This is a genomic window from Streptomyces macrosporus, assembly GCF_039533145.1.
In the GTDB taxonomy this organism is placed as follows: domain Bacteria; phylum Actinomycetota; class Actinomycetes; order Streptomycetales; family Streptomycetaceae; genus Streptomyces; species Streptomyces macrosporus.
In genome coordinates this window covers 45,947-72,223 of the sequence record NZ_BAAASZ010000023.1, presented here as the reverse complement: position 1 = coordinate 72,223, position 26,277 = coordinate 45,947, and the positions used below count along the sequence as shown (strand labels likewise).

General features: G+C 74.5%; 29 protein-coding genes. 22 read left to right on the top strand and 7 right to left on the bottom strand.

What is annotated here, in order from left to right:
* The first annotated feature begins 83 nt into the window (after positions 1–83).
* Positions 84–815: a lysophospholipid acyltransferase family protein gene (locus tag ABD335_RS15815; RefSeq protein WP_344323265.1), complete on the top strand. Its 732-nt coding sequence runs from the start codon at positions 84–86 to the stop codon at positions 813–815.
* Positions 816–938: 123 nt separating this feature from the next.
* Here the strand turns inward: ABD335_RS15815 and ABD335_RS15810 are convergent, their stop codons facing one another.
* The gene (locus ABD335_RS15810) at positions 939–1,598 is read right to left on the bottom strand and encodes a TetR/AcrR family transcriptional regulator (RefSeq protein ID WP_344323263.1); all 660 of its coding nucleotides are present in this window, start codon (positions 1,596–1,598) and stop codon (positions 939–941) included.
* 107 nt (positions 1,599–1,705) lie between these two features.
* On the opposite strand from ABD335_RS15810, the gene ABD335_RS15805 reads away from it, so the two are divergent.
* The gene (locus ABD335_RS15805) at positions 1,706–2,728 is read left to right on the top strand and encodes an ABC transporter permease (RefSeq protein ID WP_344323261.1); all 1,023 of its coding nucleotides are present in this window, start codon (positions 1,706–1,708) and stop codon (positions 2,726–2,728) included.
* Positions 2,729–2,828: 100 nt separating this feature from the next.
* Here the strand turns inward: ABD335_RS15805 and ABD335_RS15800 are convergent, their stop codons facing one another.
* Positions 2,829–3,134 carry a type II toxin-antitoxin system Phd/YefM family antitoxin gene (locus tag ABD335_RS15800; RefSeq protein WP_344323259.1) on the bottom strand — a complete coding sequence of 102 codons (306 nt, stop codon included), beginning with the start codon at positions 3,132–3,134 and terminating at the stop codon, positions 2,829–2,831.
* Between the two features lie 86 nt (positions 3,135–3,220).
* On the opposite strand from ABD335_RS15800, the gene ABD335_RS15795 reads away from it, so the two are divergent.
* The 3 genes from ABD335_RS15795 (at position 3,221) to ABD335_RS15785 (ending at position 4,800) form a co-directional block, all read left to right on the top strand.
* Positions 3,221–3,856 (top strand): ATP-dependent Clp protease proteolytic subunit, encoded by a 636-nt coding sequence (locus tag ABD335_RS15795; RefSeq protein WP_344323256.1) that lies wholly within the window; start codon positions 3,221–3,223, stop codon positions 3,854–3,856.
* Between the two features lie 15 nt (positions 3,857–3,871).
* Positions 3,872–4,189 (top strand): hypothetical protein, encoded by a 318-nt coding sequence (locus ABD335_RS15790; RefSeq protein ID WP_344323254.1) that lies wholly within the window; start codon positions 3,872–3,874, stop codon positions 4,187–4,189.
* Positions 4,190–4,290: 101 nt separating this feature from the next.
* Entirely contained in the window at positions 4,291–4,800 is a 510-nt protein-coding gene (locus ABD335_RS15785) for a DUF6328 family protein (RefSeq protein ID WP_344323252.1), read from the top strand.
* Positions 4,801–4,857: 57 nt separating this feature from the next.
* Here ABD335_RS15785 and ABD335_RS15780 read toward each other — a convergent pair whose 3' ends face one another.
* Positions 4,858–5,295 (bottom strand): ATP-binding protein, encoded by a 438-nt coding sequence (locus tag ABD335_RS15780; RefSeq protein ID WP_344323250.1) that lies wholly within the window; start codon positions 5,293–5,295, stop codon positions 4,858–4,860.
* A gap of 274 nt (positions 5,296–5,569) precedes the next feature.
* The gene (locus ABD335_RS15775) at positions 5,570–6,742 is read right to left on the bottom strand and encodes an 8-amino-7-oxononanoate synthase (RefSeq protein ID WP_344323248.1); all 1,173 of its coding nucleotides are present in this window, start codon (positions 6,740–6,742) and stop codon (positions 5,570–5,572) included.
* A gap of 147 nt (positions 6,743–6,889) precedes the next feature.
* On the opposite strand from ABD335_RS15775, the gene bioB reads away from it, so the two are divergent.
* The 4 genes from bioB (at position 6,890) to ABD335_RS15755 (ending at position 10,950) form a co-directional block, all read left to right on the top strand.
* On the top strand, positions 6,890–8,083 hold the full coding sequence (gene bioB / locus ABD335_RS15770) for a biotin synthase BioB (RefSeq protein WP_344323245.1): 1,194 nt from the start codon (positions 6,890–6,892) through the stop codon (positions 8,081–8,083).
* Positions 8,076–9,443 carry an adenosylmethionine--8-amino-7-oxononanoate transaminase gene (locus tag ABD335_RS15765; protein WP_344323244.1) on the top strand — a complete coding sequence of 456 codons (1,368 nt, stop codon included), beginning with the start codon at positions 8,076–8,078 and terminating at the stop codon, positions 9,441–9,443. The genes bioB and ABD335_RS15765 overlap by 8 nt, the downstream gene beginning before the upstream one ends.
* A 63-nt stretch (positions 9,444–9,506) precedes the next feature.
* Complete coding sequence (gene bioD / locus ABD335_RS15760; protein WP_344323243.1) at positions 9,507–10,229, top strand: dethiobiotin synthase; 723 nt, start codon at positions 9,507–9,509, stop codon at positions 10,227–10,229.
* 22 nt (positions 10,230–10,251) lie between these two features.
* Positions 10,252–10,950 (top strand): class I SAM-dependent methyltransferase, encoded by a 699-nt coding sequence (locus ABD335_RS15755; protein ID WP_425583651.1) that lies wholly within the window; start codon positions 10,252–10,254, stop codon positions 10,948–10,950.
* 41 nt (positions 10,951–10,991) lie between these two features.
* On the opposite strand, the gene ABD335_RS15750 is transcribed toward ABD335_RS15755, so the two are convergent.
* Together ABD335_RS15750 and ABD335_RS15745 are read right to left on the bottom strand one after the other, a co-directional pair.
* On the bottom strand, positions 10,992–11,363 hold the full coding sequence (locus ABD335_RS15750) for a fic family toxin-antitoxin system, toxin component (RefSeq protein WP_344323240.1): 372 nt from the start codon (positions 11,361–11,363) through the stop codon (positions 10,992–10,994).
* A complete protein-coding gene (locus ABD335_RS15745; RefSeq protein WP_344323239.1) occupies positions 11,360–11,593 on the bottom strand; it encodes an antitoxin in 234 nt (77 codons plus the stop codon). The genes ABD335_RS15750 and ABD335_RS15745 overlap by 4 nt, the downstream gene beginning before the upstream one ends.
* 198 nt (positions 11,594–11,791) lie before the next feature.
* Between ABD335_RS15745 and ABD335_RS15740 the strand changes: the two genes are divergently transcribed.
* The 9 genes from ABD335_RS15740 (at position 11,792) to ABD335_RS15700 (ending at position 21,102) form a co-directional block, all read left to right on the top strand.
* Positions 11,792–12,571, top strand: coding sequence for an ABC transporter ATP-binding protein (locus tag ABD335_RS15740; RefSeq protein ID WP_344323236.1), 780 nt, complete (start codon positions 11,792–11,794; stop codon positions 12,569–12,571).
* 63 nt (positions 12,572–12,634) lie between these two features.
* Positions 12,635–13,525 (top strand): LLM class F420-dependent oxidoreductase, encoded by an 891-nt coding sequence (locus tag ABD335_RS15735; RefSeq protein ID WP_344323234.1) that lies wholly within the window; start codon positions 12,635–12,637, stop codon positions 13,523–13,525.
* Positions 13,526–13,581: 56 nt separating this feature from the next.
* Positions 13,582–14,037: a GNAT family N-acetyltransferase gene (locus ABD335_RS15730; RefSeq protein ID WP_344323232.1), complete on the top strand. Its 456-nt coding sequence runs from the start codon at positions 13,582–13,584 to the stop codon at positions 14,035–14,037.
* Between the two features lie 180 nt (positions 14,038–14,217).
* Complete coding sequence (locus tag ABD335_RS15725; protein WP_344323231.1) at positions 14,218–15,636, top strand: hemolysin family protein; 1,419 nt, start codon at positions 14,218–14,220, stop codon at positions 15,634–15,636.
* Positions 15,633–16,640, top strand: coding sequence for a hemolysin family protein (locus ABD335_RS15720; RefSeq protein WP_344323229.1), 1,008 nt, complete (start codon positions 15,633–15,635; stop codon positions 16,638–16,640). The genes ABD335_RS15725 and ABD335_RS15720 overlap by 4 nt, the downstream gene beginning before the upstream one ends.
* A gap of 93 nt (positions 16,641–16,733) precedes the next feature.
* Positions 16,734–17,585 (top strand): SGNH/GDSL hydrolase family protein, encoded by an 852-nt coding sequence (locus ABD335_RS15715; RefSeq protein WP_344323227.1) that lies wholly within the window; start codon positions 16,734–16,736, stop codon positions 17,583–17,585.
* An 11-nt stretch (positions 17,586–17,596) separates the two neighbouring features.
* Entirely contained in the window at positions 17,597–19,027 is a 1,431-nt protein-coding gene (gene purB, locus ABD335_RS15710) for an adenylosuccinate lyase (RefSeq protein WP_344323225.1), read from the top strand.
* Positions 19,028–19,203: 176 nt separating this feature from the next.
* Positions 19,204–19,749 (top strand): G/U mismatch-specific DNA glycosylase, encoded by a 546-nt coding sequence (gene mug / locus ABD335_RS15705; RefSeq protein ID WP_344323223.1) that lies wholly within the window; start codon positions 19,204–19,206, stop codon positions 19,747–19,749.
* 198 nt (positions 19,750–19,947) lie between these two features.
* Positions 19,948–21,102, top strand: coding sequence for an ROK family protein (locus tag ABD335_RS15700; protein ID WP_344323221.1), 1,155 nt, complete (start codon positions 19,948–19,950; stop codon positions 21,100–21,102).
* Between the two features lie 55 nt (positions 21,103–21,157).
* Here the strand turns inward: ABD335_RS15700 and ABD335_RS15695 are convergent, their stop codons facing one another.
* Positions 21,158–21,901: a GntR family transcriptional regulator gene (locus ABD335_RS15695; protein WP_344323219.1), complete on the bottom strand. Its 744-nt coding sequence runs from the start codon at positions 21,899–21,901 to the stop codon at positions 21,158–21,160.
* A 172-nt stretch (positions 21,902–22,073) separates the two neighbouring features.
* On the opposite strand from ABD335_RS15695, the gene ABD335_RS15690 reads away from it, so the two are divergent.
* The 4 genes from ABD335_RS15690 (at position 22,074) to ABD335_RS15675 (ending at position 26,269) form a co-directional block, all read left to right on the top strand.
* Entirely contained in the window at positions 22,074–22,838 is a 765-nt protein-coding gene (locus ABD335_RS15690; protein WP_344323217.1) for an SDR family oxidoreductase, read from the top strand.
* Between the two features lie 139 nt (positions 22,839–22,977).
* Positions 22,978–24,216 (top strand): acyl-CoA dehydrogenase family protein, encoded by a 1,239-nt coding sequence (locus ABD335_RS15685; RefSeq protein ID WP_344323215.1) that lies wholly within the window; start codon positions 22,978–22,980, stop codon positions 24,214–24,216.
* Entirely contained in the window at positions 24,213–25,064 is an 852-nt protein-coding gene (locus ABD335_RS15680; RefSeq protein ID WP_344323213.1) for a phosphate/phosphite/phosphonate ABC transporter substrate-binding protein, read from the top strand. Before ABD335_RS15685 ends, ABD335_RS15680 begins: the two co-directional genes overlap by 4 nt.
* Positions 25,061–26,269: a ferritin-like domain-containing protein gene (locus tag ABD335_RS15675; RefSeq protein WP_344323211.1), complete on the top strand. Its 1,209-nt coding sequence runs from the start codon at positions 25,061–25,063 to the stop codon at positions 26,267–26,269. The genes ABD335_RS15680 and ABD335_RS15675 overlap by 4 nt, the downstream gene beginning before the upstream one ends.
* Positions 26,270–26,277 lie beyond the last annotated feature (8 nt).

Genomic DNA, 26,277 nt, shown 5'->3' with positions numbered 1-26,277 from the left:
CACCCGCGCCGATCCCCTCGCCCCCCGCTCCGACCTGGAAGACGCACCCCCGAGGACCATCCTGCGCAGACGGGAGCCGACCGGTGTTCTACAACGTGCTCAAGTACGCCCTGTTGGGACCGCTGCTGCGGCTGCTGTTCCGGCCCCGGATCGAGGGCCTGGAGAACGTCCCGGAGGAGGGCGCGGCGATCGTCGCCGGAAACCACCTGTCGTTCTCCGACCACTTCCTGATGCCCGCGATCCTCAAGCGGCGCATCACCTTCCTCGCCAAGGCGGAGTACTTCACCGGGCCGGGGCTGAAGGGCCGGCTGACGGCGGCGTTCTTCCGCAGCGCGGGGCAGATCCCGGTGGACCGCTCCGGCCGCGGCGCCGGACGGGCGGCGATCGAGGAGGGTCTGAAGGTGCTGCGCCGGGGCGAGTTGCTCGGCATCTATCCCGAGGGCACCCGGTCGCACGACGGACGGCTGTACCGGGGCCGGACCGGAGTCGCCGTCATGGCGCTCCGGGCAAAGGTGCCGGTGGTCCCGTGCGCCATGGTGGGCACGTTCGAGATCCAGCCGCCGGGCCGTGCCCTGCCGCGGATCGGACGGGTGACCATCCGCTTCGGCGAGCCCCTGGACTTCTCGCGCTTCGCGGGGATGCACGGTGACCGCACGGTGCTGCGCGCGGTCACCGACGAGATCATGTACGCGATCATGAGCCTCTCCGGCCAGGAGTACGTGGACCTGTACGCCCCCGACGCCAAGGCCGCGCAGGCGGCGGCACGGAGGAACGGCGACAACGCCGATCCGACTCCCGGGAACGCCTCGCGCTGAGACCGGACGCACGGGGCCCGTCTCCGCGGGGCCCGACCCACGCCCCGACGGCGGCCACCGCGCCCGGCCCTCCGACGCGCCGGACGGGCGGAACTCGGAGGCGGCCCGGAGACGGCGCGGAGGTCACGTCGGCGGGGTCCCGGGGGCGTCGTCCCCCCGTCCCGGCCGTCCCGGCGTGTCGCCGGACAGGGCCATGGACGTCAGGGCGCGCAGGCCGTTCTCCAGCTGCGTCACGTCGCCCGTGCCGAAGAGGGCCCGCTGGAGCAGGTACCCCTGGGCGGCGCCGATGAGGGTGCGGGCCACGTGGTCGGCCGGGACGTCGTCGCGCATCAGCCCCCGTCGCTGGTACGTCTCGACGATCCTCACCCACGCCCGCCGCACGCGCGCGTAGCCCTTCTCCAGGGCCTCGGCCAGCATCTCGTTCCGCAGCGTCTCCGCCCACACCTGGACCAGCAGGGGCGGCGGGACGTTCTCCTCCTCCTCGTCCCCCTGGACGATGCGCATCACCTCGCCGAGGACGCGGTCCGGGGTGGGCGGGTCGTCGGAGCGGGAGGCCGCGTCGAAGGCTCCCGCGACCTCCTCGAAGACCTCCAGGGCGATGGCGGCGATCAGCTCGTCCTTGCCGCGGAAGTAGCGGTAGACGGCACCGGCGGACAGGCCCACCTCCCGCAGGACGTCCTGCATGGACGTGGCGTGGAAGCCGTTGCGGGCGAAGCAGCGGCGGGCGCCGTCGAGGATCTGGCGGCGGCGGGCGTCGAGGTGCTCCTGGGATACGCGGGCCATGCGCCCAAGCTAAAACGAATGTTCATTCTTGACAAGGCGAGAGCCTCGGGAGCACGGTGACACCAGAAGAAAAACGAACGATCCTTCTCCGAGAATCGAGGCACGCCATGTCCTCCCCCTCCACCTCCCGCCGGCCTCCGTCCGCCGGCCGCGGCGCCGTCCTGGTCGCCGTGCTGGTGCCGGTGATCGCGGCCCTCGCCCTGTGGGCCTTCGCCTGGCCCGCCGCCCGGCTCGCACCTCGCGACCTGCCGGTGGGCGTCGCCGGTCCCGCCGCCGCGGCGGCCTCCCTGGAGAAGGACCTCGCCGCCCGGGACGGCGCCTTCGAGGTGCGCCGCCACGCCGACGAGGCGGCGGCCCGTGAGGCGATCGAGGAGCACGAGATCTACGGAGCCCTGGTCGTCTCCGACGGCGGTCCGAAGCTGCTCACCGCCTCCGCCGCGAGCCCCGTGGTCGCCCAACTGCTGCGCGAGGCGGTCGCCGGGCAGGCGCCGCCCGGCACCGAGGTCCGCGTCACCGACGTCGTCGCCGCCCCTCCCTCGGACCCGCGCGGCACGGCGTTCGGCGCGAGCCTGCTGCCCCTGTCCCTGGCGGGCGTCGCGACCGGGGTCCTGGTGTGGCGGCTCGGGCTGCGCGGCCCGTACGCCCCGGCCGCGCTCCTGGGGGCGGCCGTCCTGACGGGCGCCGTCGCCGTGGCGCTGGGCCACGGCCTGCTGGACGTCCTCGCCGGCGACCGGTGGGCGGAGGCCGGAACGCTCGCGCTGCTCACCCTGGCGATCGGCTCGACCGTGGCGGGGCTGGGCGCCCTGCTGGGCCCGGCGGGCGTCGGGCTCGGCGCCCTGGTGGTGGTGCTGCTCGGCAATCCGTTCTCCGGGGTCGCCTCGGCGCCCGAACTGCTGCCGGAGCCGGTCGGCCCGCTCGGCCAGTGGCTGCCCCCGGGCGCGGGCGGCACGATGCTGCGCTCGGTGACGTACTTCGCCGGCCACGGCGCCGCCGGTCCGGCGCTGGTGCTGACCCTGTGGTCGGTGCTCGGCCTGACGGCCGTCGCACTCGGCCGGCGGCGCGCGGCGGCGGGCTCGACGGGCACGGCCGCCGGCCCCGCGCGAGGCGCCTCCCCCACCCCGGCGGGCTGAACCGTCGGACCTCGAACGGGTCGTGCGTCACCGCCGCGGCGGGCGGCGGCGCACGGCCCTCTCGCGTCTCCGTCCGCCTCGCACGCGCCCCACGCGCCCGCTACACGCCCCGGTGCCCCGGGCGGCGCTCCCCGGCGGACGGGCCGGGGTGGTGGGCGGCGATGCCGAAGCGGCCCCGTTCGCCCGGAGCGGACGGCACCTCCCGCACGGCCGAGACCGTACTGATCACCTCGTCCCGCGCCGGCGCGTCCTGCTTCTCCAGTCGTTCCAGGTCAGCGGCGGCGACGAGGGCCACCAGCGGCTTCCCGTGACGCGTCACCACCACCCGCTCTCCGCCGTACACCACTCGGTTGATCAGGTCGGCGAGCTCCGCGCGGGCTTGCGTCACCGGAATTTCGTAGGCCATGCTCCCAGCATAACCAGATGTACGTCCTGTACATTCCGTACGTGGAGCCGTCCGGCATGCCCGCCGGACCGACGGAGGGACCTCCCATGGACCGCCCGATCGCCCGTTACGTCCTGCCCGAGTTCACCGAGCGCACCTCCTACGGGGTCCGGACCCTGGACCCGTACTCCAAGCTGCTGGAGGAGCGCATCGTCTTCCTCGGCACGCACATCGACGACGCCTCCGCCAACGACGTCATGGCCCAGCTCATCCACCTGGAGCACGCCGCGCCCGAGCGGGACATCTCGCTCTACATCAACTCCCCCGGCGGCTCCTTCACCGCGATGACCGCGATCTACGACACGATGCGGTTCGTCTCCTGCGACATCGAGACCGTCTGCCTGGGCCAGGCCGCCTCCGCCGCGGCCGTCCTCCTCGCGGCGGGCACCCCCGGCAAGCGCCTGGCCCTGCCCGGCGCGCGCGTGCTGATCCACCAGCCCTCCCTCGCCGAGCCGGTCCAGGGGCAGGCCCGGGACCTGGAGATCCACGCCCGGGAGATGCTGCGCACCCGCGAGAAGCTGGAGGAGATGCTCGCCCTCCACACCGGCCAACCGGAGGAGCGCGTCCGGCAGGACGTCGAACGGGACCTGTTCCTCGACGCCGAGGGCGCGGTGGCCTACGGGCTGGTGGACCGGCTGACGGTCGGGCGCAAGACGCCCCGCGCGGTGCGCGCGGCCGGATGATCGGGGGCGAGGGCCGTGCTGCCTCCCGAACTGCCGCCCCTGCCCGCGCTGACCCGGGCCGAGGGCGAACTGATCGACCGCTACCTGGAGGTGGTCGACCTGCTGGGCCGGATCAACCCGGCCCGGGGGCGCGACACCTACAGCGCCCTGCGCGCCGCCCAGGCGCTGGTGGGACGGGCGACCGCGCTGCGGGACGCGCTGACCGTGATGCACGACCGCGGCGAGACCGAGATCCACGCGGCCACCCTGACCCGGGCGCTGCGCGTGCTGGACGGCCCGCGGCGCACCTCCCTGGTCACCCCTCCGCCCGAACCGGAGGGCCGGCCGGGCTGAGGGAAGGGGCAACCGGGCCGGGGAGAGGGACGGCCGGGCCGAGGGGACCGTACCGGCCCGGCGGTGCGTGACCCCGCGGCGGAAGGGCTACCCGCAGCGGCATGAACTACCGTCGTGAGACGCCGCTGGAGCGCGACGACCGCAACTTCGTCGAACTGCTCCAGGAGCTGCGGGTCATCCAGACCGGCGTCCAGATCCTCTTCGCCTTCCTGCTCACGCTCGCCTTCACCCAGCGCTTCGACGAGCTGGACGCGGTGCAGCGCGGCACCTACGTCACGACGCTGCTGCTGGCCGTCGTCGCGTCCGTCCTGTTCACGGCCCCGGCCGCGCTGCACCGGGCGCTGTTCCGGCGAGGGGTGAAGCGACTGCTGGTCGAGGTGTCCTCGCGGCTGGCCGCCGCCGGTCTGGTGGTGCTCGCCCTCGCGCTGACCGGGTCGGTGCTGCTGGTGGTGGACGTGGTGCTGGGCCGGGCCGTGGGGATCGTGGTGGCGGCGTGCGTGCTCGCCTTCTGCGCGGCGGTGTGGGCCCTGCTGCCCCTGGGGATCCGGCGGCTCAGAACGGGGGATCGCGCGACGGGACGGCCTCCGGGGCCGCCGGCGGGAGGCCGGTGAAGTCCGTCGAGGGCGCGGGCCGGTGCGGACCGATCCGGCGCGGCGGGGTGTCCCGGGTCAGTCGAGCGAGGCCCGCAGGGGCAGGGTGATCCAGACGGTCTTGCCGCCCTCGGCGGTGGGCTCGACGGTGAGGCCGCCGCCGAGTTCGGCGGCGAGGGCGCGGACGATGGCCATGCCGCGCCCGTTGTCCTGCCGGACGGCGGCGGGCAGTCGCCGGGGCCGGCGCGGGTGGCTGTCGGTCACGCCGACCCGGAGCGTCTCGTCGTGCTCCAGGCGGACGTCGACGGTGAAGGTGGGCGACAGGCCGGAGGTGTGGACGACGGCGTTGGTGGCCAGTTCGGAGACGATGAGCCGGATGGTGTCCGCCAGATCGTTTCGGCCCGCCCCGCCCGCGATGCCCCACTCGGCGAGCGCGTCCGTGACGTATCTGCGCGCGGCCGTGACCGAGACCGGGACGCTGGGGAGGGTGACGGACGCTTCCTGATGATCTGCCATGGCGAGCCTCGTCCCTTTCCCATCGGGGCGGGACTCCGGCGCGGTGCCGGGCGTGTGGAGGCGGAACCGCCCTCGGATGGCTGCTTCGCGCCAGAGTGCCATCAGACGGACTCCGATGCGGTCGTTCCCCCGACATGTACCGATTTCTGTCGCCCGATGCGGTGAACTCTGCGCGGGGCACGTGGTGTTGACACGCGCGGCCCGCGCGGAGACCGCGTCCGGCTCCCCCTCCCGGTCCCGGCACGCCGCGCGCCGGGACCGGGCGGACCTCCGGTCAGGCCGCCGGTGCCGTACGGACGACGGTGGCGACGGCGGTGTCGAGTTCGACGTCCGTGAGGTCGGCGCGGGCGGTCAGCCTCAGTCGGGAGACGCCGTCGGGCACCGAGGGCGGCCGGAAACAGCCCACGGCCAGCCCGGCGTCCCGGCAGTCGGCGGCCCAGCGGAGGGCCGCCTCCGGGGAGGGGGCGCGTACGGAGACCACGGCGGCGTCCGGGCGGGTGGCGTCCAGACCGGCGGCCGTCAGCCGCTCGTACAGCCCTCCGGCGGCCTCGCGGACGCGGTCGGCTCGGGCGGGTTCGCGGCGCAGCAGCCGCAGCGCCGCGAGGGCCGCGCCGGTGGCGGCCGGGGCCAGGCCGGTGTCGAAGACGAAGGTGCGGGCGGTGTTGACCAGGTGGTCGATCACCCGGGCCGGCCCGAGCACGGCGCCGCCCTGACTGCCCAGGGACTTGGAGAGGGTGACGGTGGCCACCACGTCCGGGGCGCCGGACAGGCCCGCGGCGTGGGGGGCGCCCCGGCCTCCCTCGCCCAGGACGCCGAGGCCGTGCGCGTCGTCCACCAGCAGCGCGGCGCCGTGTTCGCGGCAGACGGCGGCCAGTTCGGGCAGCGGCGCGGCGTCGCCGTCGACGGAGAAGACGGCGTCGGTGACGGCCAGGGCACGGCCGTCGAACCCGTCGAGCGCCTTGCGGACGGCGTCGGGGTCGGCGTGCGGGACGACGGCGACCCCGGCACGGGACAGGCGGCATCCGTCGATCAGGGAGGCGTGGTTGGCGGCGTCGGAGACCACCAGGGTGTCGCGTCCGGTCAGGGCGGTGACGGCGGCGAGGTTGGCGGCGTAGCCGGAGGAGAACACCAGGGCGGCCTCGAAACCGCAGAAGTCGGCGAGTTCCGCCTCCAGTTCGGCGTGCAGTTCGGTGCTGCCGGTGACCAGGCGGGAGCCGGTGGCGCCCGCGCCCCATCGGCGCGCGGCGTCCGCCGCGGCCTCGGTGACCTCGGGGTGCCGGGCCAGCCCCAGGTAGTCGTTGCCGGCGAGGTCGAGCGGGGCGGAGTCGGCGGAGCGGGGGCGCAGGGCGCGCACCAGGCCCGCGCGGCGGCGCTGTTCGCGCGCCTCCTCCAACCAGCCGAACGGGTCCCCGGGAGCCGGGGAGGAGTTCCGGGAGTCCTGCGGCATGGGGCCGTTCCTCGCCTTCCGTCGGGTCTGCCCAAAGGTAGCCGCGGACGCACCCGTACAGGGTGTGGTGATTCACACATCTTCCACACGGCCGGTTGTGGGATGCGGCCTTGGCCGCGGGCGGTGGGGTAGGACAGGATCGGCGCCATGGACCTGCTGAACACGCTGGTGGACAAAGGGCTGCGGCGCGAGCTGCCCACACGCGACGAGGCGCTGGCCGTGCTGGCCGGTTCCGACGACGACCTGTTGGACGTGGTGGCCGCGGCCGGGAAGGTGCGGCGCCACTGGTTCGGCCGGCGCGTGAAGCTGAACTACCTGGTCAACCTGAAGTCGGGGCTGTGCCCGGAGGACTGCTCCTACTGCTCCCAGCGGCTGGGGTCGAAGGCCGACATCCTGAAGTACACCTGGCTGAAGCCGGAGGAGGCCGCCGCGGCGGCCGACGCGGGCGTGGCCGGAGGCGCCAAGCGGGTGTGCCTGGTGGCCAGCGGACGCGGGCCCACCGACCGGGACGTGGACCGGGTGTCGCGGACCATCGCCGCCATCAAGGAACGGAACCAGGACGTGGAGGTGTGCGCCTGCCTCGGCCTGCTCTCCGAGGGACAGGCCGAGCGGCTGCGCGAGGCCGGCGCGGACGCCTACAACCACAACCTCAACACCTCCGAGGCCACCTACGGCGACATCACCACCACCCACACCTACGCCGACCGCGTGGAGACGGTCCGGCAGGCGCAGGCGGCCGGCCTGTCGGCCTGCTCGGGGCTGATCGCGGGCATGGGCGAGTCGGACGAGGACCTGGTGGACGTGGTCTTCGCGCTGCGCGCGCTGGACCCGGACTCGGTGCCGGTGAACTTCCTCATCCCCTTCGAGGGCACGCCGCTGGCCAAGGAGTGGAACCTCACCCCGCAGCGCTGCCTGCGCATCCTGGCGATGGTCCGCTTCGTCTGCCCCGACGTGGAGGTCCGGCTGGCCGGCGGGCGCGAGGTGCACCTGCGGTCGCTGCAACCGCTGGCCCTGCACCTGGCCAACTCCATCTTCCTGGGCGACTACCTCACCAGCGAGGGCCAGGCGGGCAAGGCGGACCTGGAGATGATCGCCGACGCGGGCTTCGAGGTGGAGGGCGCCGGCGAGCGGACCCTGCCCGAGCACCGCTCGGACGCGCCGGCCGGCGGCTGCGGCGGGCACGGCGACGGCGGTCGCGGGCCGTGCGGCGGCGCGGGCGGCGACGGCGCCACCGAGGGCACGGGCGCCTGCGGAGGCGTCCCGACGGCCGGGCGGGCCCGCACCGATCTGGTGGCGGTGCGGCGGCGCGGCGCGGGCACGGAGCTGCCCCCCAATGCCTGACGCGCCACTCCCCCTCTCCCTCGAGCTCTCCCCCGAAACACCCGGAACGCCCGGCACCGCCCCGGGGCTCTCCCCCGACGAACTGCTCGACCTCGACCGCCGTCACGTCTGGCACCCCTACGGTCCGATGCCGGGCCGCTCCGAACCGCTGGTGGTCTCCTCGGCCTCCGGGGTCCGGCTGCGGCTGGCGCGGCCGGCGTGGGGGCGCGAGGAACTGGTCGACGGCATGTCGTCGTGGTGGGCGGCCGTTCACGGCTACAACCACCCGGTGCTCAACGACGCGGTGCGCGCCCAACTGGAGCGGATGAGCCACGTGATGTTCGGCGGGCTCACGCACGAACCGGCCGTACGGCTGGTCAAGCGGCTGGTGGACGTCGCGCCGGAGGGTCTGGAACACGTCTTCCTCGCCGACTCCGGTTCGGTGTCGGTCGAGGTCGCCGTGAAGATGTGCCTGCAGTACTGGCGTTCGCTCGGCAGGCCCGACAAGCGGCGGCTGCTGACCTGGCGCGGCGGCTACCACGGGGACACCTGGCAGCCGATGTCGGTGTGCGACCCGGAGGGCGGCATGCACCACCTGTGGTCGGGGGTGCTGCCGGAGCAAATCTTCGCGGACGCGCCGCCGGACGGCTTCGACGCCGAGCCCGACCCGGCGTACGCCGCGCACCTGAGGGAGACGATCGCCTCCCACGCCGAGGAGTCGGCCGCGGTCATCGTGGAGCCCGTGGTGCAGGGCGCGGGCGGGATGCGCTTCCACTCCCCCGCCTACCTGCGGGTGCTGCGCGAGGCGTGCGACGAGCACGACGTGCTGCTGGTGCTGGACGAGATCGCCACCGGCTTCGGGCGGACGGGCGCGCTGTTCGCGTCCGACCACGCGGGGATCTCCCCCGACGTGATGTGCGTCGGCAAGGCGCTGACCGGCGGCTACCTGACGATGGCCGCGACGCTGTGCACGGCGCGGGTCGCGGAGGGCATCTCGCGGGGCGAGGTGCCGGTGCTGGCCCACGGACCGACCTTCATGGGCAACCCGCTGGCGGCGGCGGTCGCCGGCGCCTCGCTCGACCTGCTGCTCGGGCAGGACTGGGCGGGCGAGGTGAAGCGGATCGAGACGGGGCTGCGCGAGGGGCTCGCCGAGGCGGCCGGGCTGCCCGGGGTGCGGGACGTGCGGGTGCTCGGGGCGATCGGCGTGGTCCAGTTGGACCACGAGGTGGACATGGCGGCGGCGACCGAGGCGGCGGTCCGCGCGGGCGTGTGGCTGCGGCCGTTCCGCGACCTGGTCTACACAATGCCGCCGTACGTCACCGGCGACGAGGACGTGGCGCGGATCGCGACCGCGGTGTGCGCGGCGGCGCGCGCGGGCTGAGCACACGCCGAGGGGCAGGGGACGAGGGCCGCGAGGCCCGGGGAATCGAGGAGAGGCGCGAGGATGTCGGTGCTGGTCGTCACCGGAACGGGTACGGAGGTCGGCAAGACCGTGGTCACGGCGGCGCTGGCCGCCACGGCCGTGGCGGCGGGCCGCTCGGTGGCCGTGCTCAAGCCCGCGCAGACCGGGGTCGCCGAGGGCGAGCCCGGGGACGTGGCCGAGGTGCGGCGGCTGGCCGGCGCGGACGTGACCGCCGTGGAACTCGCCCGCTACCCCGAGCCGTTGGCGCCCGAGACCGCGGCGCGGCGCGCGGGCCTGCCCCGGGTGCACCCCGAGGCGGTGGCGGAGACGGTGCGGACGCTGGTCGAGGAGCACGATCTGGTGCTGGTCGAGGGCGCAGGCGGGCTGCTGGTGCGCTTCGACGACCGGGGCTCGACCCTCGCCGACGCGGCCCGGCTGCTGGGGGCTCCGGTGCTGGTGGTCGCCGCGGCCGGTCTGGGCACCCTGAACGCCACGGCGCTGACGACGGAGGCGCTGCGGTCCCGGGACCTGGAGTGCGCCGGGGTGGTGGTCGGGAGTTGGCCGCGCGATCCGGACCTCGCGGCCCGCTGCAACCTGGCCGACCTTCCGGTCGCGGCGGACGCCCCCCTGGTGGGGCTGGTGCCGCAGGGGGCGGGTGCCCTGGACCCCTCGGTCTTCCGGCGGCGGGCCGCAACGTGGCTCTCCCCGGAGGTGGGCGGCACCTGGAAGGGCGTGGAGGCGTCCGCGGAGGCAGACTGGGAGTGACCCGTCCGATCGGAGGGTTCCCATGACGGCTCGCGGCGACAGGACCGTCCGCGGCGACTCCCGAAACGGTGCCGCGCCGAGGCTCGGCACCGTGCGCCATCCGCTCTTCGCGCGCTTCTACGCCCGCCTCGCCCCGGTGCTGGACGTCCGGGCGGGCATCGGGGCGCACCGGGCCGAGCTGCTGACCGGGCTCTCCGGCCGGGTGGTCGAGGTCGGGGCGGGCAGTGGGCTGAACTTCCCCCTCTACCCGGCCGGTGTCCGCGAGGTGGTGGCCGTCGAGCCGGAGCCCCGGCTGCGGCGGGCGGCGGTGGACGCGGCGCGGAAGGCCGCCGTCCCGATCTCCGTGGTGCCGGGGTTGGCGGAGGCGCTGCCCGCGGCCGACGGGGAGTTCGACGCGGCCGTGGTGTCGCTGGTGCTGTGCTCCGTACGGGATCCCGACCGCGCCCTGGCGGAGCTGCGGCGGGTGCTGCGGCCGGGCGGCGAGTTGCGCTTCTACGAGCACGTCCGGGCGGCGGGCCCGGCGGGAGCCGCCCTGCAACGGGCGCTGGACCGCACGGTGTGGCCGCGGCTCTTCGGCGGCTGCCACACCGGTCGGGACACGGTCGCCGCGATCGGGGCGGCGGGGTTCGTCTCCGTCTCCCACCGGCGGCTGCGCGTGCCGGAAGGCGGTGTGCCGACCCCGGTCTCGGCGCACGTCCTGGGCAGCGCGCGGCGGCCGTAGCGGGTGCGCCGGACGTCGACCGGCGCGGGGCGGAGCGGACGTCAGAGGGTCCAGCCGCGCAGTTCGGCGGCGATGGCGCGGACGTCCGCGGTGCCGTCCTTGACCAGCCGGGCCAGGTCGCGGACCTGCTCAGGCAGGACGGCGACCTTCAGCCCGCTCGCCACCAGGTAGGCGTAGGCGACGGCGGAGGCGAACAGGGCGTTGGACCGCTCCAGCGCCGGAACGTGCAGCAGGAGTTGGAGCAGCGCGGCGGCGCGGTCGTGGGGGTCGGGGTAGACGGGACGGTCGAAGATGGTCGCCTCGTGGCGGGCGACCGCGGCGACGAGGGCGCCGTAGTCGGTCACGCGCGGATCGCCGGGGGTCTTGTCCTCGGCGAGCATGAGCAGCCAGGGGAGGTCGATGCGGAGCGTCACGAAGGCCGGTGACCCTCGCGTTCCCGGCCGAACTCCTCGGCGAAGACGGCCTCGTACTGCTTCATGAAGTCGGCCGCCGCGTCGACGAAGGTGTGCCCCACCTCGCCCGCGTCCCGGCGGACGAGTTCCTCGATGTAGCGGTTCACGCTGATGCCCCGCTGGAGCGCCCGCCTGCGGGCGGTCTCCGCGGTCGCCTCGTCCACGCGGACGTTCAACTGGGTCTTGGCCACACCACCACGCTAGCGCCGATGTGCTAGCATCGGCAAGCGGCCCGGCCGGCCGCCCCGGACTCCGCCACGTCCCGGAGCCGCCACGTCCCGAGGTCGCCATTTCCCGGAGCCGTCCGGTGGATGCGCCGCCGCGCACCGGGTACGGCACTGGTGACGGTTCCCGCCGGGGAGCCGTCCGTCCGACGACCGGGAGGTGCGGTGTCCACGGAGGCGGAGAAGACGCGCGAGGTGCCGGAGGGCGGGCGGGTCGCCGCCCGGGCCCGCTCGCTGACCAAGACGTACGGCAGCGGCGAGGCCGCCGTGGTGGCGCTGGACTCGGTGGACGTCGACATCGCCACCGGCCGGTTCACGGCGGTGATGGGTCCCTCCGGTTCGGGCAAGTCGACGCTGATGCACTGCCTCGCCGGCCTGGACACGGTCACCGGCGGGCGGGTGTGGGTGGGCGACACGGAGATCACCGGGCTCGGCGACCGGGAGCTCACGCGGCTGCGGCGCGACGAGATCGGTTTCGTCTTCCAGTCGTTCAACCTCCTGCCCACCCTGACCGCGCGGGAGAACATCACCCTGCCCATGGACATCGCGGGCCGCGCCCCGGACCCGCGGTGGCTGGACACGGTGATCGACACGCTCCGCCTCCGCGACCGCCTGGAGCACCGGCCCACCCAGCTCTCCGGCGGCCAGCAGCAGCGCGTGGCGTGCGCCCGCGCGCTGGCCTCCCGCCCCAGACTCGTCTTCGCGGACGAGCCGACCGGGAACCTCGACTCGCGCTCCGGCCTGGAACTGCTGGACTTCCTGCGCCGAGCCGTGGACGACCTGGGACAGACGGTGGTGATGGTCACCCACGATCCCGGCGCCGCCGCCCACGCCGACCTGGTCCTCTTCCTCGCCGACGGGCGGATCGTCGACGAGATGCCCGAGCCCACCGCGGAGGCCGTCCTGGAGCGCATGAAGCGGTTCGACCCCGTCCGGCAGTACTGACGCCGCCGCCGGTGTCCGGTACGCCGGCGCCGGGGCGCGTTCCGAGAACACCGAGGAGGAGCCATGGACAGACCGTTCCGTTTCGGCGTCAACCTGGTCACCCCCGACTCCGGCGACGCGTGGCGCGCGAAGTGCCGCCGCGCCGAGGCGCTGGGGTACGACGTGCTGCTCGTGCCCGACCACCTGGGCGCGCCCGCGCCGTTCCCGGCCCTGGTCGCCGCGGCCGAGGCGACCGAGCGCCCCCGGGTGGGCACCTTCGTCCTCAACGCGGGCTTCTGGAACCCGACCCTCCTGGCCCGGGAGGTCGCCACCTGCGACCGGCTCACCGGCGGGCGGCTGGAGGTGGGCCTGGGCACCGGGTACGTGCGCTCCGAGCACGAGCGGGCCGGGCTGCCCTGGGGGTCCCCGGGCGAGCGGGTGGACCGCCTGGAGCACACCGTCGCCGAGTTGGAGCGGCTGCTGGCCGACCCCGAGCACGTCCCGGCGCCCGAGCAGCGCCCCCGGCCGCCCCTGATGGTCGGCGGCAACGGCGATCGGGTGCTGCGGCTGGCCGCCCACCGCGCCGACATCGCCGCCTTCACCGGGGCGCGCCAGGCCGCCGGCGCGCCGGACGGCACCCTCCACCTGATCTCCCCCGTCGAGCTGGAGGAGCGGGTGGCCGCCTACCGCGGCTTCGCCGCCGGACGGCAGGAGCCCGCGGAGCTGAACTACCTCGTCCAGCGGGTGGAGATCACCCGGGACCGGCGCGCGGTGGCCCGCGAGCTGGCCCCGTACGCCCCGGGCGTGACGGAGGACGAACTCCTGGAGCACCCTGCCCTGCTCACCGGTGGTGTCAAGGAGATCGCGGAGCAGGTGCGCGCCCACCGCGAGCGGTACGGCTTCACCTACATCTGTGTCCTCGAACCGTGGATGGAGGCCTTCGGCCCGGTGATCGAGGAGCTGCGGAACGGCTGATGCCCGCATGGTGAAATTCTTCTCTTCCCTCACCCGGCCGCTGCTGGGATGTCCGCATGGACGATCTTTCGAACGGTTCCGGATTCCGAATCCGCACGGCGACGGCGGCGGACGTCGACGCCGTCCTGGCCTTCTGGAAGGAGGCCGCCAAGGGGACGAGCGTCAGCGACGACCGCGCGGGCGTGACGCGGCTGATCGAGCGGGACCCGGACGCGCTGCTGCTGGCCGAGCGGGACGGGGAGCGGTCGGAGCCGGTGGTCATCGGCTCGGTGATCGCCGGTTTCGACGGCTGGCGCTGCCATCTGTACCGGCTCGCGGTCCATCCGGCGCACCGTCGCCGCGGTGTGGCCTCGGCCCTGCTGAGGGCGGCCGAGGAGCGGTTCGGCGCGCTGGGCGGGCGGCGTGGCGACGCCATGGTGCTCGACGACAACGAGGTGGCCCACCGGGCGTGGCGTGCCGCGGGCTACGCGCCGCAGCCGCGGTGGAGCCGCTGGGTGAAGCCGCTGGGCTGAGCGGGACGGCCCGCGGGGGCCGGAGGGGGGCGCGGCCGTTCGCCTACGATGGACAGCCCCCCGGTCGTGCGGAAGAAAGGTGTGTGAGCGTCCGCCCATGGGCGAGCCTCCTGGTAGCAGAACCAGCCACCACCGAGCGGACCTCTCCGCCCTGCCCGATCATGGGACGGGGGTGACCCGATGACCGAAGTCCTCCTCCTGCTCCTGGCCCTGCTGCTGACACTCGCCTGCTCCGTGTTCGTCGCGGCGGAGTTCTCGCTGACCACCGTCGAGCGCAGCGAACTGGAACGGGCCGTCGAACGCGGCGAGCCGGGTGCCGACAGCGCCCTGCGGGCGGTGCGGTCGCTCACCTTCCAGCTCTCCGGGGCCCAACTCGGCATCACCGTGACCGGTCTGATCATCGGCATGCTCGCCGAGCCCTCGATCGCCCGGCTGCTCGCCGGCCCGCTGCGGGCGGTCGGTCTGCCCGCCTCGGCGGCGTCCTCGACGGCGCTGGTGCTGGGCACCGCGGTGTCCACCGTGCTGCTGATGGTCGTCGGCGAGCTGGTGCCGAAGAACTGGGCGATCTCCCGGCCGCTGCCGGTCGCCCGCAAGGTGGCCGTCCCCCAGCGCGTCTTCAGCGCCGCCTTCCGGCCGCTGATCACCCATCTGAACAACACCGCCAACCGGGTGCTGCACCGGCTCGGCCTGGAGCCCACCGAGGAGCTGGCCTCGGCCCGCTCGCCCCAGGAGCTGGTGGCGCTCGCCCGCCACTCGGCGAGGGAGGGCGCGCTGGAGGCGGACACCGCGGAGCTGTTCGTCCGCACCATCCAGCTCTCCGAGCTGACGGCGCAGAGCGTGATGACGCCCCGGGTGCAGGTGACGGCCCTGGAGGAGCACACCACCGCCGAGGACGTGGTCAACCTCTCCCGGGCGACGGGGCTGTCCCACTTCCCGGTCTACCGCGGCAACCTCGACACCGTGATCGGCATCGCCCACGTCAAGGACGTGATCGCCGTCCCCGCCGACCGCCGCCCCGACCACCCGGTCACCGAACTGCTGCGCGAGCCGGTGCTCGTGCCGGAGTCGCTGACCGTGGACCGGCTGCTGGACCGGCTGTCGGGGAAGAACAGCATCGCGGTGGTGATCGACGAGTACGGCGGCACGGCCGGTGTCGTCACCCTGGAGGACATCATCGAGGAGGTCGTGGGCGAGGTCCGCGACGAGCACGACCCGCTCCAGACGCCCGACCTCGTCCCCGCCGGCGAGGACGAGGAGGGCCACACGCTCTACGACGCCGACGGCGCGGCCCGCATCGACCAGTTGGAGAACATCGGCATGCGCGCGCCGGAAGGCCCGTACGAGACCCTGGCCGGACTGATCGCCACCGAGCTGGGCCGGATTCCGGTCGTGGGCGACACCCTGGAGGTCGCCGACTGGCGCCTGGAGGTCGTGGACGCGACCGGCCGGCGGGCCGCCAAAGTGCTCCTGACCGCGCCCGCGCCGGTGATGGTCGACACCTACGGCGCCGACCACCTCTACAGCGGCGCGCGCCACCACGGTCCCGACGTCGTCGGTGCCGCGACCGACGACGGCGACGAAGGGGAGACGCGCCGGTGACCGCCGTCCAACTGCTGATCGGTCTGTTGACGCTGGTCGCCAACGCCTTCTTCGTGGGCGCCGAGTTCGCGATGATCTCCGTGCGCCGCAGCCAGATCGAGCCGCTCGCCGAGCGGGGGGAGAAACGGGCGCGCGGCGTGGTGTGGGGTCTGGAGCACGTGTCGGCGCTGATGGCCGCCGCGCAGTTGGGCATCACGCTGTCCACGCTGGTGCTGGGCGTGGTCGCCGAGCCCGCGATCGCGCACCTGCTGGAGCCGGTCTTCCACCTCGTGGGCGTTCCGGAGGGCCTGATCCACCCGATCGCCTTCGTGATCGCGCTGGGGGTGGCGACGTACCTGCACATGCTGTTCGGCGAGATGGTGCCGAAGAACATCGCGCTGGCGGCCCCCGAGCGGGCCGCGCTGCTGCTCGGGCCGCCGCTGGTCGCCGTCACCAGGACCCTGCGGCCGGTGATCTTCGGCATCAACGCCCTGGCCAACGGCCTGCTGAAGCTGCTGCGGGTGGAGCCCAAGGACGAGGTGGCCTCGACCTACTCCGACGACGAGCTGGCCCGCCTCGTGGCGGACTCCAGCGAGGCCGGACTGCTGGACGAGCGCTCCACGGAGCGGCTGCGCGACGCGCTGGAGCTGGGCCGTCGCCCGGTGGCCGAGGTCGTCCGTCCCACCCACCGCGTCGTCTTCGCCCGGTTCGGGATCACCCCCGAGGGTCTGGAGCAGCTCTCCGCCCGCAGCGGCTTCTCCCGCTTCCCGGTGGTGGACAACGGCGGCCGGGCGCTGGGCTACCTGCACGTCAAGGACGCGCTCGACGCCTCGCCGCGCGACATGCCGTTCCCCGTCTCCGCCCTGCGGCCGATCGCCCGGGTGCGGGCGACGACGCCGCTGGACGACGTGCTGGGCGCGATGCGCAGCAGCGGCACCCACCTCGCGGCGGTGATCGGCTCCGACGGCCGGGTCGCCGGGCTGGTCACCATGGAGGACGTGCTGCGCGAGCTGGTGGGCCGCTGACCGAACGGGCCCCGCCCGCGCCGGATGGACGGACGGCGACGGGCGGGCCGCGCGGAGCGACGTACCGAGCGGTCGGTTACCATGACCTCCGCCATGGACAGCACACCCACCCCTTCCGCCCCATCCGTCGTCACCAGTTTCGTCGCCCTGGGGGACTCGTTCACCGAGGGCATGTCGGACCTGCTGCCGGACGGCACCTACCGAGGCTGGGCCGACCTGCTCGCCGACCGCCTCGCCGCGCGCACCGACGGCTTCCGGTACGCCAACCTGGCGGTGCGCGGCAAACTGATCGGACAGATCGTCGAGGAGCAGGTGGACGTCGCCGCCGCCATGGGCGCGGACCTGGTGACGCTGGTCGGCGGCCTCAACGACGTCCTGCGCCCGAAGTGCGACATGGGCCGGGTGTGCGGGCTGCTGGAGCAGTCCGTGGCCAAGCTGGCCCCGAACTGCGGGCGGCTGGTGCTGATGCGCAGTCCGGGGCGGCGCGGACCGGTCCTGGAGCGGTACCGGGCGCGGATGGAGCACCTGTTCTCGCACCTCGACGCCTTGGCCGAGGAGTACGGCGCGCTGGTGGTGGACCTGTACGGCTGCGACGCGCTGAGCGACCCGCGGATGTGGGCGGAGGACCGGCTGCACCTGACCTCCGAGGGGCACCGACGGGTCGCCGAGGCCGTCTGGCAGCGGCTCGGGTACCCGGCCGAGTCGGACTGGCGGGAGGATCTGCCGGCCGCGGTGCCGCCCCACTGGTACGCGCGCCGCGTCGAGGACCTGCGGTTCACGCGGCGGCACCTGCTCCCCTGGATCGGGCGGCGACTGACCGGACGCTCCTCCGGCGACGGGCGCGCGCCCAAGCGGCCCGACCTGGCGCCCCTGGCCCCGGCCGTGGACCGGGGCAGGTACCCGGCGCCGGACCTGGGGCCGCTCGCCTGCGAGGACACCCCGTAGAATCCCCGGGTGTGACCGACAAGCCGCGCATCCCGAACGTCCTGGCCAACCGCTACGCCTCCGCCGAGCTGGCCCGTCTGTGGTCCCCCGAGCAGAAGGTGGTGTTGGAGAGGCGTCTGTGGCTGGCGGTGCTGCGGGCCCAGAAGGACCTGGGCGTGTCGGTGCCGGACGAGGCCCTGGCCGACTACGAGCGGGTCCTGGAGGACGTCGACCTGGCCTCGATCGCCGAGCGCGAGAAGGTCACCCGCCACGACGTGAAGGCGCGGATCGAGGAGTTCAACGCCCTCGCCGGGCACGAACACGTCCACAAGGGCATGACCTCCCGGGATCTGACCGAGAACGTCGAGCAGCTCCAGATCCGGCTGTCGCTGGAGCTGGTCCGCGACCGCGCCGTCGCCGCCCTGGCCCGGCTGGGCCGGCTGGCCGCCGAGCACTCCGCGCTGGTGATGGCCGGACGCTCCCACAACGTGGCCGCGCAGGCCACGACGCTGGGCAAGCGCTTCGCGACCGCCGCCGACGAGCTGCTGGTGGCGTACGCCCGGCTGGAGGAGCTGCTGGGGCGCTACCCCCTGCGCGGCGTCAAGGGCCCGGTGGGCACCTCCCAGGACATGCTGGACCTGCTGGGCGGCGACACGGAGAAGCTGGCCGAGCTGGAGCGGCGGATCGCCGCGCACCTCGGCTTCGGGCGCATCCTCACCTCCGTCGGCCAGGTCTATCCGCGCTCGCTGGACTACGAGGTGGTGACCACGCTGGTGCAGCTGGCCGCGGCGCCCTCCTCGCTGGCGAAGACGATCCGGCTGATGGCCGGCCACGAGCTGGTGACCGAGGGCTTCAAGCCGGGCCAGGTCGGCTCCTCCGCGATGCCGCACAAGATGAACACCCGCTCCTGCGAGCGCGTCAACGGCTTCGCCGTCATCCTGCGCGGCTACGCCTCGATGGTCGGCGAGCTCGCGGGCGACCAGTGGAACGAGGGCGACGTCTCCTGCTCGGTGGTGCGCCGTGTCGCCCTGCCCGACGCCTTCTTCGCCCTCGACGGCCTGTTGGAGACCTTCCTGACGGTGCTGGACGAGTTCGGCGCGTTCCCGGCGGTCGTGGCCCGCGAGCTGGACCGCTACCTGCCGTTCCTGGCCACCACCAAGGTGCTGATGGGCGCGGTGCGGGCCGGGGTGGGCCGGGAGACGGCCCACGAGGCCATCAAGGAGCACGCGGTCGCCTCGGCGCTGGCGCTGCGCGAGGGCGCCGAGCGCAACGAGCTGCTGGACCGCCTGGCCGCCGACGAGCGCATCCCGCTGGACCGGGAGGAACTCGACGCCCTGCTGGCCGACCGGCTGTCCTTCACCGGCGCGGCCGGTGACCAGGTCGCCTCGGTGGTGGCCCGGATCGAGGAGATCGCCAAGCGTCACCCGGACGCCGCCGCCTACACCCCCGGCGCGATCCTCTGACCGGTCCGTCCGACTGACGACGGCCCTCCCGGGAAGGAGAACCCCGCGGAACGACCGCCGGGAGGGCCATGTCGAAGAACGCGCCGAGGAACACGCCGGAGAGGGCGACGACCGGGAGGACCGGGAGGACGACGACGGTGCGGAGGAACTCCGGGGAGACGGCTCCCGAGAGGAGCATGTCCGGCGAGGAGATGGAGGAGCTGCGCTCCCGCACCGTCCCGGACGTGGTGGCCGAGGGGCTGCGCGTGCTGTTCTGCGGGATCAACCCGGGGCTGACGACCGCTCGGCTGGGCCACCACTTCGCCCACCCGGGCAACCGTTTCTGGCCGGTGCTGCACGCCTCCGGCTTCACGCCCCGGCGGCTGAAGCCCTCGGAGCAGCACGAACTGCCGGCGTACGGCCTGGGCATCACCAACATCTCCCCCCGCCCCACCGCCCGCGCCGACGAGCTGACCGCCGAGGAGTACCGCGAGGGCGGGCGCGTGCTGATCGAGAAGGTGGCACGGCTGCGTCCGGCCTGGCTGGCGGTGGTCGGGGTGACCGCCTACCGGGCCGCCTTCGGCGACCGGAAGGCCCGGATCGGCCCCCAGGAGGCGGCGATCGGCGACACCCGGGTCTGGGTGCTGCCCAACCCCAGCGGGCTCAACGCCCACTGGACGCTGGAGACGATGGCCGAGGAGTACGGCCGGCTACGGGCCGCCGCGTTCGACGGCCCGCGCTGACGGCGGCCGGCCGCGCCCTCGGGTCGGGCGCCGCGGCGGCGACACCCCGTGCTCGCCGCCGCGCCAGGGTCGCCGTGCTCGCGCCGGAGGTCCTCCGGCGGGGCGTCGGCCGGCGTCGGAGGGCTCCCCCGACGCTCGCCGTGCCGGCACTCGCCGGATACCATCCGGCCACGGATGTGCACTACCGGGAGGCGAACGTTGGGGCGGCTCACCGGCAGGGATCCCTCCCTGCTGCGCAGGATCAACTCCACGGTCGTCCTGCGGGCTCTGCGCGCCGCCGACGGCTCACCGACCCTGTCCGACCTGGCCCAGGCCACGGAACTGTCCCGTCCGACGGTCGAGGGCGTGGTCGAGCAGTTGGTGGCGGCCGGGCTGGCGGCCGAGGCGACCTGCGGGCCCGGCGACGTCCGGCGGCAGGGCCGGCCGGCGCGCCGCTACCGCTTCCGGGCCGAGGCCGGCCACCTGCTCGGCATCGAGGTCGGTCCGCACCGGGTGTCCGCGGTCCTCGCCGACCTGTCCGGGCGCCGGCTGGGCGCGGCCGGGCGGGAGGTGGCCGACCGGGCTCCGGCCGAGGAGCGGCTGGAGCAGGTGCGCGGCGTGGTCGCCGACCTGCTGCGCGCCTGCGAGGTGCCGTGCGGCTCCCTGCGAGCGGTGGGGGTGGGCAGTCCGGGGATCGTGGAGGCCGACGGCACGGTGCGGCTGTGCACCGCGCTGCCGGGGTGGACCGGATTGCCGCTGGGCGAGCGGCTGCGACGCTCGTTCCGCTGCCCGGTGCTGGTGGAGAACGACGCGAACGCCGCCGCGTTGGCCGAACATTGGAAGGGCGCGGCCGTCGGTTCCCAGGACGTGGTCTTCGTCCTGGCGGGGTTGAGCCCGGGCGCCGGTTCGCTGATCGGCGGACGGTTGCACCGGGGGTTCGGCGGCGCGGCCGGGGAGATCGGCGCGCTGCACCTGCTGGGTCGTGAGGCCGCCCCGGAACACCTGCTGTCGACGACCGGCGAGCCCCTGCATCCGCTGGACGAGGCGGCGGTGGCGGAGGTCTTCGCCCTCGCCCGCCGGGGGGACGAGCGGGCGCGGCAGGCCGTGGACCGGTTCATACGGCGGCTGGTGCACGACGTGGCGGCGCTGGTGCTGGCCCTCGACCCCGAGTTGGTGGTCGTCGGCGGTTGGGCCACCGGGCTGGACGGGGTACTGGACCCGCTCCGCCGCGAGTTGGAGCGCTACTGCCTGCGTCCGCCGCGGGTCGAGCTCTCCCGGCTCGGGGTGGACGCCATCGCCACCGGCGCGCTGCGGCTGGCGCTCGACCGCGTCGAGGAGGAACTGTTCACCGTGGAGGGCACCGGCACCCGCTGACGCGTCCGGGGGCGCCCGGTTTTCCGGGGCGCCCCGCACCGGGGCCGTCGGCCCGTCAGCTCGCCATCAGGGAGACCCCGCCGGCGTCCCCGAAGGTCAGCCGGCAGGTGTCGGCGCGGTACGTGGAGACCGCGACCGCCGCGGTGCCGCCCGCGGCGAGGTAGCGGGTGGTGACGACGAGGACGGGGGAACCGGGCAGGCGGTCGAGCCGCTTGGCGTCCTCGGCACGGGCGGAGCCCAACTCCACGGCCCGGTCCTGGCCGCCCAGTTCGAGGCGGTTCAGCTCGCGGAGGACGGCCCGGCCGCGCGCGGCGCCCGCGTCGGTCTCTATGCCGGACATCCCGGGCACGGAGGCGGCCGGAACGTAGAGCAGCTCGGTGGCAACCGGCTGGCCGTGGACCACCCGGACGCGGTGGACGGTGTACACCTTCCGGTCGGCGTCCGTGCCGAGCGCCCTGGCCACCGCGGCGGGGGGCACGCTCTCCTCGCAGCCCTCGGTCTGCCAGGCGTCGCCCGGCGCCCCGGGCCAGCCGTGCCGGGCGGGGTTCACCTCGACACCGACGCGCGGCGGGGCGACGGTGGTGCCGACCCCGCGGCGACGCTGGAGGCGGCCCTCCAGCTCCAACTGCTCCAGGGCCTGGCGGAGCGTGGCGCGGGCGACGCCGAAGCGCGCGGCCAGCTCGCGCTCGTTCGGCAGGACCTCCCCGACCTCGAACTCCGAGTCGAGCGCGTTCGACAGCACGGTCTTGAGGTGCCAGTACTTCGGCTCCGGCACCGTCTCCAGTCGCGTGGTCCCCACCCTTGCCTCCGCAGTCGCCGTGTCCGTCGGATTTACGCGCGCTTGTTTTTTAAAGGTTGTTGCGTATGCCGAACCTTAAGGATTCTTAACCCTCTTGGTCAAGACCAATGGGTCCCCTTAGCGTGCTGCGGACAGGTCGATCCGAGGTCGGCCGGGAGACGGAAGGGCGGACATGGCACAGCGGGACGCGGAACGGCAGATCACGGTCGTCACCGGCGGCAGCCGCGGCATCGGGGCGGCGATCGCCGTCCGACTGGCGCGGGCCGGACACGACGTCGCCATCGGCTACGAACGGTCGAAGGACGCCGCCGACGCCACGGTCGAGGCGGTGCGGGCCGAGGGCCGCGAGGCGATCGCCGTCCGGCTGGACACCAGCGTGGAGAGCGAGGTCGACGCCCTCTTCGCGGAGACGGCGGCCCGGTTGGGACCGGTCACGGGCGCCGTTCTCAACGCCGGGATCACCGGACCGCTGGGCCGTTTCACCGAGACCTCCACCGAGGTGATGCGCCGGGTGGTGGACGTCAACGTCACGGGAACGCTGCTGTGCGCGCGGCGGGCCGCGCTGGAGATGTCCACGCGCCACGGCGGGGCCGGCGGAGCGATCGTCACGATCTCCTCATGCGCGGCCACCCTCGGCAGCCCGGGCGAGTACGTCCACTACGCCGCGTCCAAGGCCGCGTTGGACGCCATGACGGTCGGCCTGGCCAAGGAGCTCGGGCCGGACGGGGTGCGGGTGAACTCCGTGCAGCCCGGGACGATCCTCACCGACATCCACGCCACGATGGGCGACGCGCGGCGACCGTGGCGCAAGGCCGAGATCATCCCGATGGGCCGTCCCGGAGAGCCGGAGGAGGTGGCCGGCGCGGTCGCCTGGCTGCTGTCGCCGGAGGCGTCGTACACCACGGGCGCGGTGCTGCGGGTGAGCGGCGGGCTCTGACGCCCCCTCTCTCCCACCGGTCCCCCACCGGGCGGTCGGACGCCGGAGGACGCGACGGACGGGCCGGGAGGGGGTTGCCCGACACCTCCCGGATGACTACTCTGAGTCATCATCCGGTTACGATGCGAGGTGGACAGGCGTGACATCCCCGACTCTCGACGACGGCCCCGCCGTGACGGCGCCTCCCCGGCCGCCCGGTTCCGCACCGGAGGTTTCGACCGACCCCGTCGAGGCGGTGCGCTCGGTCGTCGACGGCACCGTCTCTCCTCTGGCGGCCGACGTCGACCGGCTGGGGCGCTTCCCCCGGGCCGGCATCGACGCTCTGGCCCGGGCGGGCCTGCTCGGGCTGATCAGCGCCACCGAGGTCGGCGGGCGAGGTCGGGGCCTGTCCGCCGCGGCGCACGTGGTGGAGCGGCTGGCCGCGGGCTGCGGATCGACCGCCATGGTCGTGACGATGCACTACGCGGCCACCACGCTGATCGAGGCCCACGGCCCCGACGAGGTGCGCCGGGCGATCGCCCGGGGCGAGCACCTGACCACCCTGGCCTTCTCCGAGAAGGGGTCCCGCAGCCACTTCTGGGCCCCGGTCGGCACCGCGCGCCAGGACGACCGGGACGGTGCGGCCGTCGTCCTGGACGCCGACAAGAGCTGGGTCACCTCCGCCGGCGAGGCCGACAGCTACGTGTGGTCCAGCCGTCCCCTCGCGGCTGAGGGACCCATGACGCTGTGGCTGGTGCCGAGCACGGCCGAGGGCCTGCGCGTGATCGGGGGGTTCGACGGGCTGGGGCTGCGGGGCAACGCCTCCAGCCCCGTCTCGGCCAGGGGGGTGCGGGTTCCGCGCGGCGCGATGCTGGGCGCCGACGGCGCCGGGCTGGACCTCGCCCTGGCGACGGCGCTGCCGGCCTTCCTGGTGCTCAACGCGGCGGTCTCCCTGGGGCTGATGGCCTCGGCGCTGGAGCGGGCCAGGACCCATCTGATCGCCACCAGGCTGGAGCACCTGGACCGATCACTGGCCCGGCAGGCGGACCGGCGGACGCGGTACGCCGAGCTGCGCACACGGGTGGACGGGGTGCGCGCCTTCCTGGCGGACACCCTCGACGCGCTGGAGACGGGCCGTACGGACGCCACGCTGCGGGTCCTCCAGGCGAAGGCCGTGGCCGCCGAGGCGGCCTGCGAGGTGACCGACGGCGCGATGCGCCTGTGCGGCGGTGCCGCCTTCCGGCGGGAGCTGGGGGTGGAGCGCCGCTTCAGGGACTCGATGGCGGCACGCGTGATGGCACCGACGACCGAGGCGCTCCACGACTTCGCCGGCCGGGTCGACCTCGGCCTCCCCCTGTTCGACGAGCCGGCCCGTCCCGCCGAGGAGGTCCGGGCATGACGCTGCTGATGGGCGCGGTGGCCTACGACCCGAAGACCGTGACCATCTGGACGGGGTTCCGCGCCTGGCTGCGCGCCCGGGGGCTTCCCTTCGACTTCGTCCTGTACTCCGCCTACGAGCGCCAGGTCGAGGATCTGCTGGAGGGGCGGTTGCACGCCGCCTGGAACTCGCCGCTGGCCTGGGTGCGGGCCCGTCGCATGGCGCGGGCCGGGGGGCGGCGGGTCCACCCGCTGGTGATGAGGGACACCGATCTCGACCTCGCCTCCGTCGTCCTCGTCCGGCACGACTCGCCCCACACCGAGCCGCTGGACCTGAAGGACGGCACGGTGGCCGTCGGCGCGGTCGACTCTCCGCAGGCCACCCTCCTGCCGCTCTCCCTGCTGCGCCGGGCCGGCCTGCGTCCGGGGGAGGACGTCGCGGTGCGCCGGTTCGACATCGGCACCGGGCTCCACGGCGACCACGTCGGCGGGGAGCGGGAGGCGGTGCGCGCCCTGCTGGCGGGCGAGGTGGACGCGGCGTGCGTCCTCGACGCCGACCACCTGCTGTTCGGCCGGGAGGGGACGATCCCGCCGGGCGGCACCAGGGTGCTGGCGCAGTCGGCGCCCTACGACCACTGCAACATGACGGTGGTCGACACCGCCCCCGAAGAGCTCGTCGAGGAGTTCGCGAGACTGCTGCTGTCCATGTCCCCCGCGGATCCCGAGGCGCGTCCGCTGCTCGACCTCGAAGGGTTGACGGAGTGGCGGCCGGGACGCACCACCGGCTACGCGCTGCTGGAGGCCGCGGTCGACGAGGCGGGTTTCTACGACTCCGCCGGGAGGATCACCGCCGAGGAGTACGAGCCGTGACCGGCCCGGATCCCCCCGTCCTCCGGTTGGGGCCGCTGGGCTTCGAGCGGGGCGCCCACCTGCTGGTGCAGCACGCGCTGCGCGGACTGCGGCCGGGCGAGGAACTCGGGGTGGCGGGAAGCGATCCGGCGCTCTCCGTCCACCTGAGGGCGTGGTGCCGCGAGCACGGCCACCGGGTGCGGACTCCGGAGCCCGGTGAGCACGGGGTGCGGGAGTGGGTCGTACGGGGCCGCTCCGACCTCGACCGGTGGTCGGACGCCGAGCGGGCGGGGGACGCCGGGCCGGGCAGGGTCCTGGCGAGGCCCTCGCCCGCCTGGGGGCTGGCGGCGCGCGGCGCGCTCGTCGAGAGCGGCGGCCCGGAAGGCCCCTTCGACCTGGCGGACCGGGACCACGTCTGGGCGGACGTCGCGCCCGCCCTCTACGCCCGCGCCGCCGCGGAGCAGTGGGATCCGGCCTCGGCGGTCGACTGGGACACGCCCTTCGTCCTGCCCGAGGAGATCGAGCGGGCCGTCCTCCAGGTGATGACCTATCTGGTGGAGAACGAGCAGGCCGCCCTCGTCGTGCCGGCCCGGCTGCTGGCCCGGATCCATCCGCACTTCCGGGAGGTCCTCCAGCTGCTGGCCGTCCAGGCCGCCGACGAGGCCCGGCACATGGAGGTCTTCACCCGCCGCGCCCTCCTCAAGGGCGGTGGGATGGGCACCTCCTCCGCCGGGGGGCGGCAGTCGCTGGGCACCCTGCTCACCGAGGCGGACTTCTCCCTGGCCTCGTTCCTGCTGTCGGTCCTCGGCGAGGGGAGCTTCCTGAACCTCCTGGGCTTTCTGGAGCGGCACGCCCCGGATCCGGTCACCCGCCGGATCACCGGTCTGGCGCGGCGCGACGAGGCTCGCCACGTGGCCTTCGGGGTCGCCCACCTCCACCACCGGGCCACCCTCGATCCCGCCTTCCGCGCCCGGCTCCGCTCCGCCGTCGAGCGCCGACACGACGTGCTCGTGGACACCGCCGGGCTGAACCAGGACGTCTTCGACTCGCTGGTGGTCCTGGCCGCCGGGGAGTGGACCCCTCGGGCCGTGGCGCGCGGTCACGACGCGGTCGTGAGGCTCCAGGGCGAGATGGACGAGGGCAGGCAGCGCCGCCTGGTCCACCTCGGGTTCCCTCCGGACGAGGCGGCCGAGCTGTCCGCGCTGCACACCCGGAACTTCATGTGACGGGCGGT

Bases quoted from the DNA above. Each gene is read 5' to 3' on its own strand.
- ABD335_RS15755 (WP_425583651.1), top strand. From the start codon at position 10,252: ATGACGGCTCGCGGCGACAGGACCGTCCGCGGCGACTCCCGAAACGGT.
- ABD335_RS15690 (WP_344323217.1), top strand. From the start codon at position 22,074: ATGGCACAGCGGGACGCGGAACGGCAGATCACGGTCGTCACCGGCGGC.
- ABD335_RS15765 (WP_344323244.1), top strand. From the start codon at position 8,076: ATGCCTGACGCGCCACTCCCCCTCTCCCTCGAGCTCTCCCCCGAAACA.
- bioB (WP_344323245.1), top strand. From the start codon at position 6,890: ATGGACCTGCTGAACACGCTGGTGGACAAAGGGCTGCGGCGCGAGCTG.
- ABD335_RS15735 (WP_344323234.1), top strand. From the start codon at position 12,635: ATGGACAGACCGTTCCGTTTCGGCGTCAACCTGGTCACCCCCGACTCC.
- ABD335_RS15785 (WP_344323252.1), top strand. From the start codon at position 4,291: ATGAACTACCGTCGTGAGACGCCGCTGGAGCGCGACGACCGCAACTTC.
- ABD335_RS15725 (WP_344323231.1), top strand. From the start codon at position 14,218: ATGACCGAAGTCCTCCTCCTGCTCCTGGCCCTGCTGCTGACACTCGCC.
- ABD335_RS15795 (WP_344323256.1), top strand. From the start codon at position 3,221: ATGGACCGCCCGATCGCCCGTTACGTCCTGCCCGAGTTCACCGAGCGC.
- ABD335_RS15680 (WP_344323213.1), top strand. From the start codon at position 24,213: ATGACGCTGCTGATGGGCGCGGTGGCCTACGACCCGAAGACCGTGACC.
- ABD335_RS15715 (WP_344323227.1), top strand. From the start codon at position 16,734: ATGGACAGCACACCCACCCCTTCCGCCCCATCCGTCGTCACCAGTTTC.
- mug (WP_344323223.1), top strand. From the start codon at position 19,204: ATGTCCGGCGAGGAGATGGAGGAGCTGCGCTCCCGCACCGTCCCGGAC.
- ABD335_RS15775 (WP_344323248.1), bottom strand. From the start codon at position 6,742: ATGCCGCAGGACTCCCGGAACTCCTCCCCGGCTCCCGGGGACCCGTTC.
- ABD335_RS15780 (WP_344323250.1), bottom strand. From the start codon at position 5,295: ATGGCAGATCATCAGGAAGCGTCCGTCACCCTCCCCAGCGTCCCGGTC.
- ABD335_RS15805 (WP_344323261.1), top strand. From the start codon at position 1,706: ATGTCCTCCCCCTCCACCTCCCGCCGGCCTCCGTCCGCCGGCCGCGGC.
- ABD335_RS15730 (WP_344323232.1), top strand. From the start codon at position 13,582: ATGGACGATCTTTCGAACGGTTCCGGATTCCGAATCCGCACGGCGACG.
- bioD (WP_344323243.1), top strand. From the start codon at position 9,507: ATGTCGGTGCTGGTCGTCACCGGAACGGGTACGGAGGTCGGCAAGACC.
- ABD335_RS15810 (WP_344323263.1), bottom strand. From the start codon at position 1,598: ATGGCCCGCGTATCCCAGGAGCACCTCGACGCCCGCCGCCGCCAGATC.
- ABD335_RS15800 (WP_344323259.1), bottom strand. From the start codon at position 3,134: ATGGCCTACGAAATTCCGGTGACGCAAGCCCGCGCGGAGCTCGCCGAC.